Source organism: Corynebacterium sp. MSK008 (genome assembly GCF_030232585.1).
Classification (GTDB): domain Bacteria; phylum Actinomycetota; class Actinomycetes; order Mycobacteriales; family Mycobacteriaceae; genus Corynebacterium.
Map to the genome: position 1 here is coordinate 59,477 of NZ_JASPJX010000013.1, position 18,005 is coordinate 77,481.

The 18,005-nt window shown below is 63.7% G+C and carries 14 protein-coding genes; 6 read left to right on the plus strand and 8 right to left on the minus strand.

What is annotated here, in order from left to right; translation table 11 throughout:
• Window positions 1-21: 21 nt before the first annotated feature.
• Window positions 22-4,713, minus strand: coding sequence for an ATP-dependent helicase (locus tag QP996_RS10615; RefSeq protein ID WP_284872578.1), 4,692 nt, complete (start codon window positions 4,711-4,713; stop codon window positions 22-24).
• Between the two features lie 30 nt (window positions 4,714-4,743).
• Here QP996_RS10615 and QP996_RS10620 point away from each other — a divergent pair, with 30 nt between their 5' ends.
• The 4 genes from QP996_RS10620 to QP996_RS10635 are packed head-to-tail and all read left to right on the plus strand — an operon-like array spanning window position 4,744 to window position 7,073.
• On the plus strand, window positions 4,744-5,517 hold the full coding sequence (locus QP996_RS10620) for a 3'(2'),5'-bisphosphate nucleotidase CysQ (RefSeq protein ID WP_284872579.1): 774 nt from the start codon (window positions 4,744-4,746) through the stop codon (window positions 5,515-5,517).
• Window positions 5,514-6,311: a thymidylate synthase gene (locus QP996_RS10625; protein ID WP_284872580.1), complete on the plus strand. Its 798-nt coding sequence runs from the start codon at window positions 5,514-5,516 to the stop codon at window positions 6,309-6,311. Before QP996_RS10620 ends, QP996_RS10625 begins: the two co-directional genes overlap by 4 nt.
• Window positions 6,308-6,787: a dihydrofolate reductase gene (locus QP996_RS10630; protein ID WP_284872581.1), complete on the plus strand. Its 480-nt coding sequence runs from the start codon at window positions 6,308-6,310 to the stop codon at window positions 6,785-6,787. Before QP996_RS10625 ends, QP996_RS10630 begins: the two co-directional genes overlap by 4 nt.
• A gap of 1 nt (window position 6,788) precedes the next feature.
• Window positions 6,789-7,073 (plus strand): mycoredoxin, encoded by a 285-nt coding sequence (locus tag QP996_RS10635; protein ID WP_126858355.1) that lies wholly within the window; start codon window positions 6,789-6,791, stop codon window positions 7,071-7,073.
• Here the strand turns inward: QP996_RS10635 and QP996_RS10640 are convergent.
• On the minus strand, window positions 7,057-8,487 hold the full coding sequence (locus QP996_RS10640; protein ID WP_502870230.1) for a phytoene desaturase family protein: 1,431 nt from the start codon (window positions 8,485-8,487) through the stop codon (window positions 7,057-7,059). The two genes, QP996_RS10635 and QP996_RS10640, sit on opposite strands and share 17 nt — an antisense overlap.
• Here QP996_RS10640 and QP996_RS10645 point away from each other — a divergent pair.
• On the plus strand, window positions 8,486-9,523 hold the full coding sequence (locus QP996_RS10645) for a hypothetical protein (RefSeq protein WP_284872583.1): 1,038 nt from the start codon (window positions 8,486-8,488) through the stop codon (window positions 9,521-9,523). The two genes, QP996_RS10640 and QP996_RS10645, sit on opposite strands and share 2 nt — an antisense overlap.
• Before the next feature lie 20 nt (window positions 9,524-9,543).
• Here the strand turns inward: QP996_RS10645 and QP996_RS10650 are convergent, their stop codons facing one another.
• On the minus strand, window positions 9,544-10,017 hold the full coding sequence (locus QP996_RS10650; RefSeq protein ID WP_350309517.1) for a TetR/AcrR family transcriptional regulator: 474 nt from the start codon (window positions 10,015-10,017) through the stop codon (window positions 9,544-9,546).
• Window positions 10,018-10,199: 182 nt separating this feature from the next.
• On the opposite strand from QP996_RS10650, the gene QP996_RS10655 reads away from it, so the two are divergent.
• A complete protein-coding gene (locus QP996_RS10655) occupies window positions 10,200-11,279 on the plus strand; it encodes a GNAT family N-acetyltransferase (protein WP_284872584.1) in 1,080 nt (359 codons plus the stop codon).
• Window positions 11,280-11,566: 287 nt separating this feature from the next.
• Here QP996_RS10655 and QP996_RS11870 read toward each other — a convergent pair whose 3' ends face one another.
• The 5 genes from QP996_RS11870 to QP996_RS10675 form a co-directional block, all read right to left on the minus strand.
• Window positions 11,567-12,088 carry a class I SAM-dependent methyltransferase gene (locus tag QP996_RS11870; protein WP_350309518.1) on the minus strand — a complete coding sequence of 174 codons (522 nt, stop codon included), beginning with the start codon at window positions 12,086-12,088 and terminating at the stop codon, window positions 11,567-11,569.
• A gap of 991 nt (window positions 12,089-13,079) precedes the next feature.
• Entirely contained in the window at window positions 13,080-13,847 is a 768-nt protein-coding gene (locus QP996_RS10660) for an ATP-binding protein (RefSeq protein ID WP_284872585.1), read from the minus strand.
• Window positions 13,844-14,881, minus strand: a complete 1,038-nt coding sequence (locus tag QP996_RS10665; RefSeq protein WP_284872586.1) for a Mu transposase domain-containing protein — start codon at window positions 14,879-14,881, stop codon at window positions 13,844-13,846. Before QP996_RS10665 ends, QP996_RS10660 begins: the two co-directional genes overlap by 4 nt.
• Window positions 14,882-14,920: 39 nt before the next feature.
• On the minus strand, window positions 14,921-15,487 hold the full coding sequence (locus QP996_RS10670; RefSeq protein ID WP_284872587.1) for a Trp family transcriptional regulator: 567 nt from the start codon (window positions 15,485-15,487) through the stop codon (window positions 14,921-14,923).
• A gap of 774 nt (window positions 15,488-16,261) precedes the next feature.
• Window positions 16,262-17,359, minus strand: coding sequence for a hypothetical protein (locus QP996_RS10675; RefSeq protein ID WP_284872588.1), 1,098 nt, complete (start codon window positions 17,357-17,359; stop codon window positions 16,262-16,264).
• Window positions 17,360-18,005 lie beyond the last annotated feature (646 nt).

Genomic DNA, 18,005 nt, shown 5'->3' on the forward strand with positions numbered 1-18,005 from the left:
ACCCTGAATTAATCGCCGCCTTTAATCGTCAAAGGTGAGGCCCTCGGCAGGACCTCGCGCGTCGCCGTCGCGCGTGCCGCCGCGCGCGCCTGAGCCCCTGCCTTCGCTGTCGCCGCTGCCTTCGAGCTCGCCCAGCGCCTCCGCCACGCTGCGCCCGCGCCGCTTCGGGGGCGCCGAGGCGCGCCCGCCGATCTTCGCGCCCTTGTGGGTCGCCGTCGCCCCGTACTCCTTCAGCGAATACGCCGGCCCGCCGTCGAGCTTCTCCACGCTCAGCGGCTGCATCCGGCCCGCCCGCACCGCGTCCGTGAGCGCGCCAACGACCAACGGCATCGGGTCGCCAACCCCGTCCGGGAAAGTGTCGAAGAACGTGGTCATCGTCTTCCCGCCGCGGGTGACGTGGGCCGCCAGAAGGCCATCCACCAACACCACCATCGCCCCAGCTGAGCGGGTCGGCCCCTGCGCCGGCCACGGCAACGCCGCCCCGTAGGGGTTCGCCGGGTCGGTCGCCGCCAGCACATGCACGTGCGGCTCTCGCGCCCCCGAAGGCCAGCCGACCACGTCGTCGGAATCCTGGTGGCCGCGCAGCCGGTCGATGGTCGCCGGGGTGGAAAACTGCGAGGCACCGAGCCCCTCCACCAGGTAGCCGCGCATCGCCTTGCCGGACGCCTCGAACCCGGACAGGGTCTTGTAGGCCAGCGCGAACCCGCCGAGGATGTCCTCGGCGACCACGGAGCCGCGGGTGACCACCCCGTAGCGGTCCAGCAGCGACTCGCCCAGAGCCACCGACCGGCGGGTCGCGTCGTCGTCAGGCGTCGGCGTCAGCGACCACCGCCCCACCATGTCCGGTGGCACACTCGCCGCGAACGAGGTCCGCCCCGAGCGCACCCTGCTTCTCGACGGCCTCCGGCGCGCCCTGTGCGCCGTCTTCCCACCCGCAAGCCGCGCCCGGATCGGCGCGAACGAGTCGGGGGCGAGGAAGCCGGCCTCGACCAGGTCCCACATGGCCTCGCGCAGCTCCTCGGTCGTGGTGGTGGGCTCGAGCAAGTCGCCGAACAGGAACCCGCCTCCGCGGCGCACCTTCTCCATCACCTGGGACTGGGTGAGCGACAGCAGCGGCTCGTCCACCTGCGGCATCAGTTGCGCGGCGTAGTCCGCGGGCAGCAGCATGATCCACGGATCGCGCGCGCCCGCCTTGCCCGCGCCGACGATGGTGATCTCGCCGGAGGCGGTGAGCTCGTCGAGCATCACCGGCGAGTAGTCGCCCACCCGGGCCGGCAGGATGTGGGACTCCCACGCGCTGGCGGGCAGCCGCACCCCGGCGAGCTGCTCCAGCACCGAGTAGACACCGTCGGCACCCCGCAGTGCCGGGGTCACGCCCACCGGGGCGACGTTCGACCACGCCGGCAGGAATCGCGCATAAGCAGACTGCGACACCGGCCTAGTTTGGGCGCGCGCCGCCGCCAGCGAGCGCGACCGGATGATCCGCAGCACCTCGGCCGCGACGTATTCCTCTTCCTCGACGCCCTGCCGGTAGCGGCCCGGGATGACTTTGTCGTTGTCCACTAGCGGCTGCAGCGCCGAATGCGCCGCGCCGACGGCGAGCCCGAAGGCGTCGGCCAGATCTCGCAAGGTGAACGGGCCGCGGGTGCGCACCCACCGGCCCACCAACTGCGCCAAAGCATCCGGGATGGTCTGCACCTGGGCGGCGACGCCGGGCGGCACGGGCACGCCGAGGCCGTCGCGAAGCAGGGGCGCGTCCAGGGCTTGGGCGACGTGCTCGCGCCCGCCGATGCGCACCCGCATCATCCGCGCCCCCAGGGCCTGCTCCAAGGACTCGAGGGGAACCGCGGTGTGGAGGCGGAGCTCGTCGATAGGCACGGGCCCCACGATGCGCAGGGTGTCGGCGAACTGCTCCGAGGTTTCGGCGCGCCCGAGCCGGCGAAGCGACGCGTCCACCTCCGCGATGATGTCGCCGTCCAACAGTTCCCGCAGCTCCACGGTGCCGAGCAGCTTGGCCAGCAGCGACGGATCCAGCGACAGCGCCGCGGCCCGCTTCTCCGCCAGCGGGGTGTCGCCCTCGTACATGAACGCGCCGGTGTAGTTGAACAGCAGCGAGGACGCGAACGGGCTCGGCTGGTCCGTGGTCACCTCGGCGATGCGCACCCGGCGCGTGTTCACATCCCGCATGACCTCCTGCAGGGCGGGCAGGTCGTAGACGTCCTGGAGGCATTCGCGCACCGTCTCCAGGATGATCGGAAACGACGGATAGTTGCGGGCCACGTCCAACAACTGCTCGGCGCGCTGGCGCTGCTGCCACAGCGGCGCGCGCTTGCCGGGGTTGCGCCGCGGCAGCAGCAGGGCGCGCGCGGCGCACTCGCGGAACCGGGAGGCGAACAGGGCCGAGTTGCCCACCTGCTCGGTGACGATGTCGGCGATCTCGTCGGCGTCGAATTGGAAGATCGCCCCGTCCGGCTCCTTGTCGCCTTGCGGCAGGCGCAGCACGATGCCGTCGTCGCCCGCGACCGCCTGGGCGTCCATGCCGGTCTCCTGCGCGACCCGCCACCCGGTGGCCAGGGCCCACGCCGCGTTGACGCCCTTGCCAAACGGGGTGTGCAGCACCACGCGCCAGTCCCCCAGCTCGTCGGTGAACCGCTCGAGCACCAGGGTTTTCTCGTCCGGGAGGATGCCGGTGGCCTCCTCCTGCTCGTCGAGGTATTGCAGCAGGTTGGTCCGCGCCCGCTCGTCCAGGCTCGCATCCAAGGAGCTTTTTGCTTCTCGACGAAACGCACCCAGCGCCTTGCCCAGCTCGTAGGGCCTGCCCAGCCCGTCGCCGGTCCAGAACGGCAGGCGGCCGGTGTGCCCCGGCGCGGGTGAGACCTGGACCTGGTCGCGGGTGATGTTCTCGATGCGCCAGGAGGAGGCGCCGAGGGTGAACACGTCGCCGACGCGGGACTCGTAGACCATCTCCTCGTCGAGCTCGCCGACGCGGCGGGGCGCCCTTTCTCCTTCTTGCGAGCCTGCGAGCAAGAACACTCCGAACATGCCGCGGTCCGGGATGGTGCCGGCGTTGGTCACCGCGACCCGCTGGGCGCCGGGGCGGGCCTTGAGGGTGGTGCCCTCGAGGATGGCGCGGGGGCGCAGCTCCGCGAAGTCCGTGGACGGGTAGATGCCGATGACCAGGTCGATCACCGAGTCGAACACCTCGCGCGCCAGATCCCTGTAGGGCCAGGCGCGGCGCACCGTGTCGTACCACTCGTCGACGTCGAGGTCTTCCACCGCCACCGCCGCCACGGTCTGCTGCGCCAGCACGTCCAGGGGGCTGCGCGGGGTGTGCAGCTCCTCGATGAGCCCCTCGCGCATCCGCGGCACCGTCACCGCCGTTTGCACCAGGTCGGAGCGGTGCTTCGGGTAGAAGGTGCCTTCGGAGACCGCGCCGACGGTGTGCCCGGCGCGACCCACGCGCTGCAGGCCGGAGGCCACCGACGGCGGCGATTCCACCTGGACAACCAGGTCCACCGCGCCCATGTCGATGCCCAGCTCCAGCGAGGAGGTGGACACCACCGCGCGCAGGGTGCCCTCTTTGAGCATGGTTTCGGTCTGGGCGCGCTCATCCTTGGACACCGAGCCGTGGTGGGCCCGGGCGATCACGTTGGCGGCGTGGCCGGCGGTGTCCACCGACTTCATCAGCTGCGCCGGCGGGCGCCGCGTTGTAGGCGACAGGGCCTCCGGGTCGTGCTCCTTTGCCCACAGCTCGTTGAGCTGGCTGGTCAGCCGCTCGGCGGTGCGGCGCGAGTTGACGAACACGATGGTGGAGCGGTGCGCCATCACCTCGTCGTAGATGGAACGCTCAATGTGCGGCCAGATGGAGTTGGTCGCACCCGGCGGCGGATCTTCTTCCAGCGCGTCGTCGAAGACCGCGTCGCCGATCGTGGAGGCGTCCTCCGGCACCGGCAGGTCGCTCATGTCGTCGACGGGCACCCGCACGTCCAGGTGCCAGCGCTTCTCCGCCGGCGGGTTGATGATGGTGGTCTTCGGCCCGAGGAAGTTCGCCACCGCCTCGATCGGGCGCACCGTGGCCGACAGGCCGATGCGCTGGAAGTCCCCCGCCAGCCGCCGCAGCCGCTCCAGTGAGAGCGACAGGTGCACGCCGCGCTTCGTGCCGGCCAGGGCGTGGATCTCGTCCACAATCACCGTGTCCACCGTCTGCAAAATGCCCGCCGCCTTCGAGGTGAGCATGAGATACAGCGACTCCGGCGTGGTGATCAGGATGTCCGGGGGCTTGCGCACCTGCCGGTTGCGCTCGGACTGCGGGGTGTCGCCCGAGCGCACCCCGACCGAGATGTCCGGCATGTCGCGGCCCAGCTTCTGCGCCACCCGCGCGATGCCGGCCAGCGGCGCGCGCAGGTTGTTCTCCACGTCCACGCCCAGCGCCTTCAGGGGTGAGATGTAAAGGACTCGCACGCCGCCGTGGGTGGAGGCGGAAGCTCCGTCGATAGGCAAAGCTTGCTGCCCGGCGCGCTCCACCAAAGAGTTCAGCGACCACAGAAACGCCGCGAGCGTCTTACCGGAGCCCGTGGGTGCGACCACCAGCGCGTTTTCGCCGTCGGAGATCGCGCGCCACGCCTTTTCCTGCACCGCGGTCGGCGCGGCGAAGACGTCCCCGAACCATTGGGCCACCTGCGGGTGGAAGCGGCTGAGGATCGGCGCGTTCATCACGCCAACCTTAGCTGTAGAGTCGGGTGCATGACTGCTCAGTACTCGGATTCCCGGCTGACCAACCTCATCGCCGAGGGCACCGGCGAGATCCTCAAGGGCGTGCGCGGCGTGGGCCTGTTGCGGGGCCGCGAGCTCGGCGAGGCGGGCGACGAGCTCGCCCAAAGCTGGATCTCCAGGGTGCTTTCGCAGCACAGGCCTGAGGACGGCTTCCTGTCGGAGGAAGCCGCCGACAACCAGGACCGCCTGTCTAAGGACAGGGTCTGGATCGTCGACCCGCTCGACGGCACGAAGGAGTTCGCCACCGGCCGCCAGGACTGGGCGGTGCACGTAGCCCTCGTGGAGGACGGGGTGCCCACCCACGCCGCGGTGGGCCTGCCGGATTTGGGTGTCGTGTTCAAGTCGTCGGATGTCCGCCACGTCTCCGGGCCGTTCGCGGGCAAGGTGGCGATGTCTAGGAACAGGCCCCCGGCCGTCGCGAAGCATGTCGCCCAAGCCTTGGGTTTTGAAGTCCAACCGGTGGGCTCCGCGGGCGCGAAGGCGATGCACGTGCTGCTCGGCGACTACGACGCCTACGTCCACGCCGGGGGCCAGTACGAGTGGGACCAGGCCGCGCCGGTGGGTGTCGCGCTCGCGGCGGGGCTGCACGCCTCACGCCTCGACGGCACCCCGCTGCGCTACAACAACGCCGACACCTACATCCCCGATATTGTGATCTGCCGGCCCGAACTCGCCGACGACATTCTGGAGGCCGCCGCCCGCTACCACGACGAGCACGGCACCTTTGAAGGAGTAGCCAAGTGATTTCCACCCCGTACGAGGACCTGCTGCGCGACGTGTTGGAAAACGGCGCCGAGAAGGGCGACCGCACCGGCACCGGCACCCGCAGCGTGTTCGGCCGCCAGATCCGCTACGACTTGTCCGAGTCCTTTCCCCTGCTGACCACGAAGAAAGTCTACTTCAAGGGCGTCGTCGGCGAGCTGCTGTGGTTTTTGCGCGGCGACTCCAACGTGCGCTGGCTGCAGGACAACGGGGTGCGCATCTGGAACGAGTGGGCCGACGACGACGGCGAGCTCGGCCCGGTCTACGGCGTGCAGTGGCGCTCCTGGCCCACCCCCGATGGCGGGCACATCGACCAGATCGAGGAGGTCCTGCGCACCCTGCGCGAGAACCCGGATTCGCGCCGCAACCTCGTCTCCGCCTGGAACGTGGCCGAGCTAGACAAGATGGCGCTGATGCCGTGCCACCTGCTGTTCCAGCTCTACGTCGCCGACGGCCGCTTGAGCATGCAGGTGTACCAGCGCTCCGCCGACATGTTCCTCGGCGTGCCGTTCAATATCGCCTCCTACGCGCTGTTGACCCACATGTTCGCGCAGCAGGCGGGCCTTGAGGTCGGCGAGCTGATCTGGACGGGCGGCGACTGCCACATCTACAACAACCACCTCGACCAGGTGCGCGAGCAGCTGAGCCGCGAACCCCGCGAGTACCCGCAGCTGCGCCTGCGCAAGGCGGCGTCGATCTTCGACTACGACTTCGACGACATCGAGGTCGAGGGCTACGACCCCCACCCCACTATCAAGGCGGAGGTGTCCGTATGACCCTGGGCGCGATCTGGGCGCAAAGCCTCGACGGCGTCATCGGCGACGGCGCCGGCATGCCGTGGCACCTGCCCGAGGACCTGAAGCACTTCAAGGAGACCACCCTGGGCAGCCCCATCATCATGGGGCGGCGCACCTGGGAGTCGCTGCCCGTGCGCCCCCTGCCGGGCCGCAAAAACATCGTGCTGTCCTCGCGCGAGGACGATGAGTGGTCGGACGGCGCGTCGGTATGCCGCGACATCCCGGACCTGGAGTCGGACGCGTGGATCATCGGCGGCGCCCAGGTCTACGAAGCCACCCTCGACGAGGTTGATGTCATCGAGCGCACACTTATCGACGTCCATCCGGACCTCCCCGCAAGCAAAGCCGTCCACGCGCCCCGCATCGACGACGCCTTCGAGCTGGTCCGCGACGGGCAGTGGCAGACGTCCACGACCGGCCTGCGCTACAAGTTCCAACGTTTTGAAAGGGTTTGACATGACCGTTGCCGCACCTGAGACCTCCTCGCACGTGACCATCTTCGCCGCGGAGTGGTGCCCGTTCTGTCGCAAGCTGCGCGAGCGCCTCGACCGCACCGAGACCCCCTACGACCTGGTCGACGTGGACGCCGACGGCATGGACGAGGTCAACGCCTGGATCGAGTCCGTCAACGACGGCAACCGCATCGTGCCCACCGTGCTCTACTCCGACGGCACCCACGCCACCAACCCTGAGGCCTCCGCGGTGCGCGCGAAGCTGCGGGAGCTCACCGGCGAGGAGTAGCCCCGAAGTCGCGCAGCGCCGCCTCGGCGGCCCACCACCCGGGCATGCCGTGCACCCCGGCGCCCGGCGCCGTCGACGCGGAGGCCAGGTACAGCCCCTTGCGCAGCCGGTGCGGCTGGCGTATGAGCAGCTGGGCGCCGTCCATGGCACCGCCCGCGATGTCGCCGCCGACGAGGTTGGGGTTCCACGCCTCCAGTTCTTGCGGCGGCGTCTCGACTGTGTCTCTCACCACCGCCCGGAAGCCCGGCGCGAACCGCTCGATCTGGGCTGTGATCCGCTGCGCCACCTCGCCCGGGTAGCGCTCCCGGTAGCCGTGCGGGACGTGGGCGTAGGTCCACAGCACCAGCCCGCGCGAGGGGTCGGCGGCGTACTGCTGCGCCGCCATCACGAAGGGGCGCTCGGGCATGATCCCGTTGGCCACGTCCCGCTCGGCGCGCACGATCTCTTCCGCGGTGCCGCCGACGTGCACCGTGGCCGCCTTCCCCACCCGGGGATCGGCCCACGGCACCGGGGCGCCCAGCAGGAAGTCCACCTTGTGCACGCCCGGGCCGTAACGCCACCGGCGCATCGACCGGGCGCGGCGCGCAGGCAGGGCGGCGCCGCCAATGGGCAGCACCTGCTTGGGCGTGAGGTTGAGGATCACCGCGTCCGCATCGGGCAGGGCGCGGACCTCCTCGCCGCAGCGCACCACGCCCCCATGCTCCTCGACGATCCGGCGCAGCGCTGCCGTGACCTCACCCGAGCCGCCTTCCGCCACCGGCCACCCGCGCGTCATGCCGAGCGCCCCGAACAGCAGCCCGAACGCCCCGGTCAGCGGGCGCGACGGCGAGGTGATCGCGTGCGTCGCGCTGCCGGCGAACAGGGCGCGGGCCTCCTCGGTGCGCAGCGCGGCCCGCCCCAGCGCGGTGGCCGGCCACAGCCCGCGCGCGCCGAACCGCGCCAGCGCGAAAGGATGGCGGGGCACGCACGGCATCGGCGCCAGCACGTCTTCAAGGAGGTCGTCCACGCGCGCTACCACCGGCTTATGCAGCCGCACCCAGGCTTTCCCGTCGACGCCAAGGCCCGCCGCGGTGCCCTCCAACGAGCCCGCCAGCATCGCCGCGCCGCCGTCGAGCGGGTGCGCCATCTCGTACGGCGCGCGCAGCCAGCGCACCCCGTAGTCCTCCAACTGCAGCGCCCGGAAGGCCGGGCTGGCGGCGCCGAAGGGGTGGCAGGCGGCGCCGAGGTCGACCAGCGTGGCGTCGTCAAGCATCTGCGTCGCAGCCGCGCCCCCGACCTCACGCGAGCGCTCGAGCACCTCCACCCGCCAGCCGCTGGCCGCAAGGCGCGCGGCGGCCGTGAGCCCGTTGGGCCCAGCGCCGACGACAACTGCCCGAGGTTTCACCCCGCCAATGTTAGCTAGACTGCCGCCCATGAACACGAAACAGATCGGATGGGCGCTGCACTGGGTCGTACGCATGGCAGCATTTGCGCTGCTCATGCCGTACGCTCTGTTCAAACTCGGCCTGATGCAAATGTCGCGGCCGGACTTCCCGGAGCTGCTGATCACCCTCGGCGAGAAGTCCCCGATGGGGCTGCTTTGGACCTTCATGGGCTTCTCCCCCGTCGTGCAGTTCCTCGCGGGGCTGGCCGAATTCGTCGCCGCCCTGTTGCTGCTGTGGCGGCGCACCGCCTGGCTCGGCGGGCTAATCGGCTTCATTGATCTGGCCGTGGTGTGGCTTTTAAACATGACGTTCGACGTGCCCGTGAAGATCCCTTCGGCCCTCCAGGCGCTGCTGTACCTGCTGGTGCTGGCGCCGTGGCTGCCGCGGCTGTTCCGCTTCCTCGCGGGACGCGCGACAGAGGCCGTCGAGGCACCGCAGGTGATCACCAACGAGAAAGTCCACCGCGTGACCCGTTTCTTCCCCGCCCTGGCCGCCGTGGTCGCACTCGGTGCGGGCGGGTTTGCCATATTCGCCGGCATCCCGAAGGCGCTTGACCGGGACGGCACCGAGCTCTCCGGCCTGTATGCGGTGTCCGGCGGCGACATCGAGGCGGCTCCCGCATTGTCCGACGACCAGCGCTGGGCGAAGATCGCTTTCGGCTCCATCGACGGCCCCGCGGCCGGCAGCTTCTACCGGGTGGAGGGCGCCGAAACCCCCGAGGGCTCCTTCCATGGGCTCGTAACCTTACGGCGAGCCTCCGGCGACCTCCAGGAAGGCTTTTACACCCTCGACGGCGACCGGGTGATTATCCAGCTCACCGCCCCCATGACCGACGACGGCGTCAACGCCGCACCGCGCGGCGCCATCGAGGAAACGCTGGAGTTCACCTGGCGCGCTGAGGGCGATGGCCTCGAGCTTTCGCCTATCGACGGCACCGCCGACGCCTTCGAGCTGACCCCCTCCAAGCTCGGCACCACCCTTCTGGACCGGCCGTTCACGTGGGTCTCCCCACCGTTCAACCGGTAGTTCGGGATTCAGAAGTCCCCTCAAGACAGAAGTGCCGAGATGCCCTCGGAGAGGATCTCGCGTGGGCTAATGTGGTGCGCCGCATGCAGGCGCGCATAGGTCGGGGCCTGCTCGGGGTCGATGGCAACGCGCTTTTCGTCGGGCGCCATGGGAGCCGTCAGGGCGGCCCCGATCACTAGGTTTGATAACCGGTAGGAAGTCCCCAACGGATCCGGAGTGTCCGCTTGCTCGAGCAGCACGCACATACGCTCGGAAAACGCCAAGTAAGCAGGGCCCCTGGGCGCCCGCATCCCAATTACTTGACCTGCCCACCGGTGGGCCGTGAGATGCGAGAAGAAATCTTGCATCAGGGTAGGCAGGTCGGCGTTCCGGATTGACTCGTTCATCACCGGATCGTCTGCAAGCGCTGTGTCGAGGGCGAGGTCAAACAGGTCGTCGACTGATTCCACGCGGGAATACAAGCTGGCTGGAGCGACCTCCACCTTCTGCGCCACAGCCCTGAGGGTAAGGGCTCTCAATCCACCTTCATCCAGCAGTCTCACCGAGACCCTTGCAATCTCCGCGATGTCCACGGCGCGGTGGCGTTGCACAGGTTTGCGGTGTTCCCAGTAGCTCACCCCACCAGGCTAACCAAACATGCCTGCATCGACTATCCGTCCTATGTTAGGTTTGCACCATGCTGGATGCCACGAAGCTCCCTATCGCCCATGAGGGCACTCGCCTGCGGGCCCTGTCCGAGCTGGACGCGGACGCGTACGCAAGCGGAACCAAAGATGAGGCCGTGCTGCGCTTCGGCCACTTACCCGAACCCGACTACACCCCCGAATCTGTGCGACGGTTAATCCGCGGAGAGATCGCGGCGGGTCTCTCGTCCGGCACGCTGGCGGTCCTCGCACTCGCCGACGCCGAGACGAACCAGTTCGTGGGCTCCCTAGTACTTTTCGACGTCAACTCCGAGGCCGCCGAGGTCGGGTTCTGGATCCATCCCGATGGGCGAGGAAATGGACACGCCCGCCGGGGACTGGAATTGGCATCGCGCTTCGCCCGCGACTGTGGACTTCGGGCTTTGACGGCACGCACGCTTCCAGAGAACAAGCTCTCCCAGCGGTGTTTGACCAGCGCAGGATTCCGTGAGACCGGGCTAAGCGTAGGAACCACGCCCGCGGAACGACATGAGGAGTTGCTCCATTATCAGCGCGACCTCGCGCCTGCCCACCAGTGGCCGTTGATAACGGAACGGCTCCAGCTCCGACTCCATGCACCAGGCGATGCCGGTTGGCTCCACAACCTTTATTCACGACCTGACGTTGCCCGATACCTGTTGGACGAGCCGTGGACCGCGGAAGTCACCCGCGAGAAGCTCGGCGAGCGACTAGCCAAGACCGGCCTCGACGACGAGGCCGGGGCGCTTGCACTGGTCATCGAGCATGACGGCGCACCTATCGGCGACGTCGCACTGTGGCTCACCGATAAGGAGCACCGCCAGGGTGAAATCGGATGGGTTCTGAACCCAGAGTTTGGCGGGCAAGGGTTCGCCAGCGAAGCCGTCCGAGCGGTCCTTGACCTCGGGTTTGACCACTATCGCGTCCACCGAATCACGGCACAGATGGATGCACGCAATAATGCCTCAGCAGCACTCGCCCGCCGCGTAGGGCTTCGGCTCGAAGCGCATCACGTCCAGGATTGGTACAGCAAGGGTGAATGGACTGACACCCTCGTCTACGCGCGACTTGCCTCAGAGAGCAAAAACCAATGAACGCCTCTACCCGGCAATGGAGGACATTCGAACAATCCCCAACCCAGCTAGTTCGCGTCCATCCTGACTAGTCCCCCTCTCACTGTTTTTTGAGTTCTCATCTCACGGTTCAACGGATAACGATGCCCCATAAAACCAAAGGTGCAGGCCCGTTGGTCTTTCAGCGGACAACCACAAGCTCACCACGTTCCCCTACCGATGCCCTGTGCACATAGAGCCCAAGTGTTTTGACGCTTGCCGCTTCACAGATCGCAACACCTGGAACACGATTTTCCAGGTGACCCGATCTAACAACGCTGTGCGAGAACATCCACATGCGGCCTAATGCCGACCACACATCGAGAGTGAACAGAGATTGCTTGAAAGCCAGCCGACTTCAACTGTTTTAGCAGCTCTAGCTCTGACCAGTAGTAAGCCTCAGTAATTGCGTGCTCGAACAGAGCCCCTTGTTCCCCCAAAAACGCTCCGAGAAGAAGAGATCCACCTGGCCTAAGAGTCCTAGCAAATTCGCCCAGAACCAAGCCCCAGTCATCTGGCCGCAAATGAATCAATGAGTACCAGGCAAGAATCCCTCCGAGACTGGAGGCCTTAAGGGGCAGATTCGACAAGCCGCCCAAAACGAAGTTGGTGGAAGGAAATCTATTCTTCGCAATCTCAATGAACTCTGGGACCATATCTAGCCCGACTACTTCACATTTCAAAGTTCGCAGTAGGTCCGTCCAGTGTCCGGGACCCGACCCCGCATCCAGCACCGGACCATTGACCATTCTCCCCCATTCAGAAATGAGTGCTACGTCTTGCGGACTCATATTCTGAATGGACCCCAAGGCTTCAACGTATTCGGGAGCGCGCTTTGCATACGCATCCCTTACGGCGTCGTACAACGTGCCTCCGTCAACTCCATGCCAATCGCGTGACAATTGGAAAGTCTAACCCAATCCCAAAAGTGCGTTTCTGGGTAAACGCATTCGGAAATTTAGAGACAAAAGAACGCAAGCTAGCCCTCTGGCGGCGACATCCGTGCAGACACGGAGCCCTCGCTTTAGGACGGGCAGATAGTGAGCCCCTTCAAGAGAGGCAATGTCGACCTCGGGGAGTTTCCTGAAATGAATCAAAAGTTAACCGAAACCCCCAAAAAATTTGGGGACATTCGAACAATCCCAAACCCAGCAATTTCGCCTCGATCCTGACCATCCACCCTCTCGCCGTTTTTAAGTTTTCCTCTCACGACTACACGCACAACGAAACCCCGCACCACCTTGATGCGGGGCTCAAATACTCCTAACGAACAACCACAAGACCTCCACGCTCTGCCACGGGCGCTCGGTGCAGCAAGGTTCTGTATCGCTCAACGCTCGGGGTTTCAGGACGGTACCGCTCATAGAGCCCAAGTGTTTTGACACCTGCCGCTTCACAGATCGCCACATGTGGAACATGATTTTCAAGGTGCCCCACTATCCATGTGGTTCGCATTCGCCGCATGTTAAGAGGTTGTACCCCACTAAGCGTCCCTATCGTTTTCAGGCTTTTGGAGACAATATCGTTCCTTCTTGTCGAACGTGGGTAAATGAGGAACTCACCCGACCTATGTGAGTCAGCCCTACTATCCCTAAGTGCAGCGTCCCATTCTGCAAGCACTGGCACGGTTCTTTCCGGCAGATGAAGCTGCACCCCAAGATCATCAATCTCTATATCCCCGTACCTCAAGTGTTTAGAAGATTGAAATGGTAGCGGTGTGGTGAGTTTGTGGTAGCGCCTGAGTGGGGATCCGGTAGCGGTCCCTGCTCAGGCGTTTGTGTGTTACTGGTTAGTTTCCAGTCTCATGTTTGGTCCTTCGAGGGTGATGATCTCGGCGCCGACGATGAGTCGGTTGAGGATGGATTCGGCGATGACGGCGTCCGGGATGGATCTGTACCAGTCTTGCGGGGTGAACTGTGAGGTCACGATTGTTGATCGGCTGCCTTCTCGTTCGGAGAGAATGTTGAAGAGCAGGTGTGCGGTGGTGGCATCGACTGGGGTGGTGAGGAAGTCGTCGAGGACTAACACGTCGACGCTGATCAACTCGCGGGTGAGTTTGAGCCGGGCTGGGTCGTCGAGTGGCATCACTGCGAAGTGCGCGGCAAGCATGTCGGTGCGGTAGAACCTGGCGGAGTAGTCGTTGCGACATGCTGCGGTGATCAGTGCTTGGGCGAGGTAGGTCTTGCCGACTGAGGATTTGCCCAAGATGACAATGTTTTGGCCCAGGTGGCACCATTGTCCGTGAGCGAGTCGGCTGACTTGTTCTGGGTTGATGTTGCGGTCAGGCGCGTAGACGACGTCTTCGAGACAGGCATCGGGGTTTGGCGATCGTGATGCCTTGAGCAGTTTGTTGATGCGGCGTTCGCGTCTGGCCGCGACTTCTTTGTCGAGTGCGTAGAGCACCTTTTGTGAGAAGGTCCACGTGTCGAAGGCTGGGTCGTTGGCGATGTCGATGACGCTTTTGCCGAAGGCTGTCATGCGCATCGCTGTGAAGTCCGCGAGGACGGATTCGTCGAGGAAGCGCTCTTGCGGCGGGGTCGGTGGGGTCATGGTGTTGTGGTTCCTTTCTTGATGAGGTTGTCCAGGCTGAACTGTGCTGCACCACCGAGGTAGGCGCCGCTGGTGTCGCGTGTGGCAGCGGCGGACGTGCGATCCGGATGTGCGGGTGTGGCCGGTGACTGTTGGTCGAAGCCGTGTGGTCGGGTTGCGGCTTCTTTGCGTACGGCGGCCATCATGTTTTTGACCGCGGTGTAGGACACTGCCCGGCGGGTCCCGTCGGAGGAGACCAGGCGCTGGCATGCTTCTTCCAGCACGGGCTTGTTGGCGTGTTTGCCCATTGACAGCACGTTTCTGCACGATTGGTACGCCTGGGCCGGGATTGCTTTCGCCGCGATCATTTCCTCGATGACGGTGCGTGTCGCCGGGCCGATTTTTTGGGCTTCGCGCAGGAAGTAATCGCTCGTCCACAGGCCCTGGGTGTGATCCATGCTCGCCGGGATGTGATCGGCATCGGTGACATACGCCCCGCGGGTGTGGGAAAGCGTGTGGGTTGTAACGGCACGGCCACCATCGAAGACCGTGAGCACTTGCCCGGTGATGCGCACATCGACAGTGCGGCCAACGAGCTGGTGCGGCACGGAGTACCGCACGCTGGCTACGGTGATGTGGAAATCTGGAGCGATCTTGGCGCGTTTCCACTCGGTGCGCTGCCACGGGGTGTCGGGAAGTGCTGTCAAAAGGTGTCTTTCATGCGCATCGAAAATGTCTTTGCGGCTTGACTGCTGGTGACGAAACGGCACCGCCTGGTTGATCTGGTCAACCAACTGCTGAATTCGCGAGTTGAGTTCGTCAAGGTCGACGCACTGGTGACCATCGAGTGCGTGGATGACCTTGTGGGTGACGATCTTGACTGCGGCTTCGACATTGGCTTTGTCTTTCGGCCGTTTCGACCTCGTGGGCAGCGCTGCGGTGTTGTAATGCTCCAAAAACTGCTCGTAGGTGTCGTTGACCTTGCGGTTTCGATCCGCCGCGCTGATCGCGTTCGACGCAGTCGAGGCATTATCCGGCACCACAACCTCAGGCACGCCCCCGAAGTAGGCGAACGCGTGGTGGTGGGCATCAAGTCAGGAATGCTGGTGCTCATCCGGACATGCGAGGGCAAAAATCATCCCGGAATACGGCATTGAGGCGACAAACACGCTGACCTTGACCCCCGGTGCGCCATAAGGGTCGAACAGGCGCATCTTGGCGCCTGCCCAATCCACCTGCATGGTGTGCCCCGGTGTGTGGGTGATGCGTGCGGTCAAACCGGCCGCATCGACATGGGACGCCACCAACTGGCGAAACCGGTCGTAGCTGTAATGGAGCTGGCCGGGTAACGCAGGTGTGGTGGTGTAGCGAGCCCACAGCACTTGCAGTGTCTGCTTGTTACGCCCGGTGCGGGCTTTGACCACCGCATCGAAATCGATAGGGACGAACTCGCCCTGGCCTGTGCTGCGCCCATCGACGAATAACTCGTCGAGCTCATCATCCGTCAACGCCAACACCTGGTCGATAGTGCGAATCCCGAGGGATCGAAGCACCTGGTTCGACCGGGAAATCGCGCGGTGGGAGCATCCCAGCTGTTGTTCAATCTGGCGGTACGAACGCTGCTGCACAAGCAGCTTCATCACCGCCCGGTAATCCGTCATCAGCGGACTCCTTCCGGTAACCGGCTACACCCCTGTGGTGCAACCACCCGAAAGCATCACCCGCCACCGCCAACCCCGCTACCGGAAACCCACTCAACCGCTACCCGAAAGTCACCACACCGCTACCAACTAGCCGGTCGCAACACTCAAGTGCCCTGCTTCTGACGCTGTAAGCCCTGCCCCGAGTCCGCAGGCAACGATGAGCCGTTTCATCTGGGTACGTTTGCCGTTGTTTTTCACCTGTGCCCACTGCCATATGTCGTGCACTTCTTTATCCGTGTAGGGCGGGTTGGGTTCGCTTCTTTCTTAGCGGTGATACATCCTTGGGCCGTCAAAATCAGGGTTGAGTTCATTGGCTACGTTCTTCAAGTTGCGTCGCATCGTTCCCATCGACGCTCGCGGGGTGTTGGAATCGCTTCTGACGGATTGCTCGATGATTTCGTCATCGAAGATGTATCCGTAGTCAATGTCTTAGCCCATTTCGAAGCAATAGGCGATGTGTTTTGTCACGGCGGCTCTGAGTGCTTTGAACTGGCTGTGCCCAGGTAGTGGGTCGTTGGTGCAGTAGGAGGCGACTATCTCGCAGACTGTCGGGCCGATTTCTGCCCACACGTGGGCCGGAACGGATATTGGGGGTTGGGTGTATGCGTCAATTGGGTTCATTCCAATGACGCTACGAAATGGTGTTGGAGTACAAGGAACAGTCTGCGAGCACACAGAAGATTACGCAGGTAGAAAACCTTTTTCATGGACGGGTACTCGGCTGATTCCTTCTCAAGCGGCAGACGGACCCTTAGCAATCTCGGCATCCGCGACCATTGCCGTGTTGTAGACGGGGAGAAAGAAGATGATTGCAACCGCAAAGAAGCGAGCGGCGGTGACATTTTCGTCAAGCAATGTCCCGAGAGTCTCGTAAAGATAAACCGCGACAGATCCTCCGAAAGCAAACAAGCTGTTTCGTTGGTCGGTTGTGATGTCGTTAATGTCGAAGCCGAACAGGACCTGCGAAATCGAAGGCTTAAGAGCCCCGTTTTCGGTGATCTGGTTTTCAACGAATTCAATGGCTTTGGCATCTTCAACCAAGTCGTCAATATCGTCAGTGGTTTCAACTGGGATGTCGAGGTTGAGTTCTTGTTCGAGCTGTTCGAAACCACGTAGAACGCTGTCAATATTCGGCGGTCTGTAGTGTTCACCAACGATTTTTGACACTTCTAAGTACTTCTCGAAACCGGGCAAAGCTACGGAAGTTCCCTCCAGGGCCGCCTTCATCCCTGTTGACACATTCTGCATCTGTTCGAGCAGCTGCTGAGAGGCGGTGAGGTGCTTGGTTGCTAGCTCGATAGATTCAGTAAGCCCCTTTGGAACCATCGCTTTTTCGACGAAGGTTTTCCCAGCGATTGTGACATGGTCCATTGCGGGCATGTTAATTCCCTCGAACATGCTTGGTGGAGGAACAATTCTGCTTGCTTCAGTGAGGGCGGAAATGTTCGCCAGTGGCATATTGAACTTCGTTACAGCATCAATCGAAGTCGTTAACCCAGTAATCTGCTGCCATTTCTGTGGGTCGATTCCGACGGCCGTACTGTTTCTCATCGCTTCGGCAATTTTGAGTGTCTGGTCGTCATACATCTTCAAATTGACGGATACACGGTTGGCGGCCTCTTGAGCTTGTTTGAGCATCTGCATCGCTCCGCTACTTTCGAATTCGATGAATGGTTTCGTGGCGAGTTGCATCGAGGCACTAAGTTCTGCGGCTTGTTGTGCGAGGGCTGTTGAGCTTGCGAGGATTCCGGCACTGCTAGCGATGTCGTTTTGAATTTTGTCGAACCATGAAAGGCTGGGGTTCGACTTCGGGTTGTTTGCTTGGGTCATCTGTCACCTTTTCTGGGGGATAGACCGAACCGATTTGATTATCTCACAACAGTGTGATTCCCCCACCATAGAATAGCACACACGTTCTACCTTGTGGCCCCTCTTACAACCCGCAGTGGTCAGACGACGAGGATGATTCGCGGATTCGCCGCGAACGCTGTTTTCGTCGCTTTGGGAGCTGTCAGCGTCAATGTCGGACTAATTAAGCGATACCTGCATAGGCCGGTTATCAACTTCGACATTAAACCGAAACCACCCACGCCACCTGAAACACGTCGCGTGACTGATGAGTTTCTCTCGGAGATTCAACACGCGAACGCTCCACCACAGGTCGCTTAGAAAATCGGCTTCGCCCCCTACAACCGCCACCCGCAAAGTGTGGCGGCAAGGCGATCAGCGAGAAGAGTAAATCAGCGATATTCGGCTGCTAATCGGTAACAAAAGTCCGAAACTCGGTTTCACGCAAACAGAAACATCCTACCTATTTTTGCAGGTAAGGGCGTTTTCACATGGGGAATTGTTCGAACAATCAAACGAGATTCTTCGAAACCCCCATTTGCGCCCCAGAGAGTGTCTGAAGTCACGACATATTTGACGGGGTGTGCCTGCGGAAGGCGTCGTGATCCTTGACAGGTCAGTCGCGTCA

What these genes read in the sequence shown, in the direction of transcription:
- QP996_RS10615 (WP_284872578.1), bottom strand. Translation starts at nt 4,713, where the DNA reads ATGAACGCGCCGATCCTCAGCCGCTTCCACCCGCAGGTGGCCCAATGG.
- QP996_RS10620 (WP_284872579.1), top strand. Translation starts at nt 4,744, where the DNA reads ATGACTGCTCAGTACTCGGATTCCCGGCTGACCAACCTCATCGCCGAG.
- QP996_RS10630 (WP_284872581.1), top strand. Translation starts at nt 6,308, where the DNA reads ATGACCCTGGGCGCGATCTGGGCGCAAAGCCTCGACGGCGTCATCGGC.
- QP996_RS10635 (WP_126858355.1), top strand. Translation starts at nt 6,789, where the DNA reads ATGACCGTTGCCGCACCTGAGACCTCCTCGCACGTGACCATCTTCGCC.
- QP996_RS10645 (WP_284872583.1), top strand. Translation starts at nt 8,486, where the DNA reads ATGAACACGAAACAGATCGGATGGGCGCTGCACTGGGTCGTACGCATG.
- QP996_RS10640 (WP_502870230.1), bottom strand. Translation starts at nt 8,487, where the DNA reads ATGGGCGGCAGTCTAGCTAACATTGGCGGGGTGAAACCTCGGGCAGTT.
- QP996_RS10655 (WP_284872584.1), top strand. Translation starts at nt 10,200, where the DNA reads ATGCTGGATGCCACGAAGCTCCCTATCGCCCATGAGGGCACTCGCCTG.
- QP996_RS11870 (WP_350309518.1), bottom strand. Translation starts at nt 12,088, where the DNA reads ATGAGTCCGCAAGACGTAGCACTCATTTCTGAATGGGGGAGAATGGTC.
- QP996_RS10660 (WP_284872585.1), bottom strand. Translation starts at nt 13,847, where the DNA reads ATGACCCCACCGACCCCGCCGCAAGAGCGCTTCCTCGACGAATCCGTC.
- QP996_RS10670 (WP_284872587.1), bottom strand. Translation starts at nt 15,487, where the DNA reads ATGACGGATTACCGGGCGGTGATGAAGCTGCTTGTGCAGCAGCGTTCG.
- QP996_RS10675 (WP_284872588.1), bottom strand. Translation starts at nt 17,359, where the DNA reads ATGACCCAAGCAAACAACCCGAAGTCGAACCCCAGCCTTTCATGGTTC.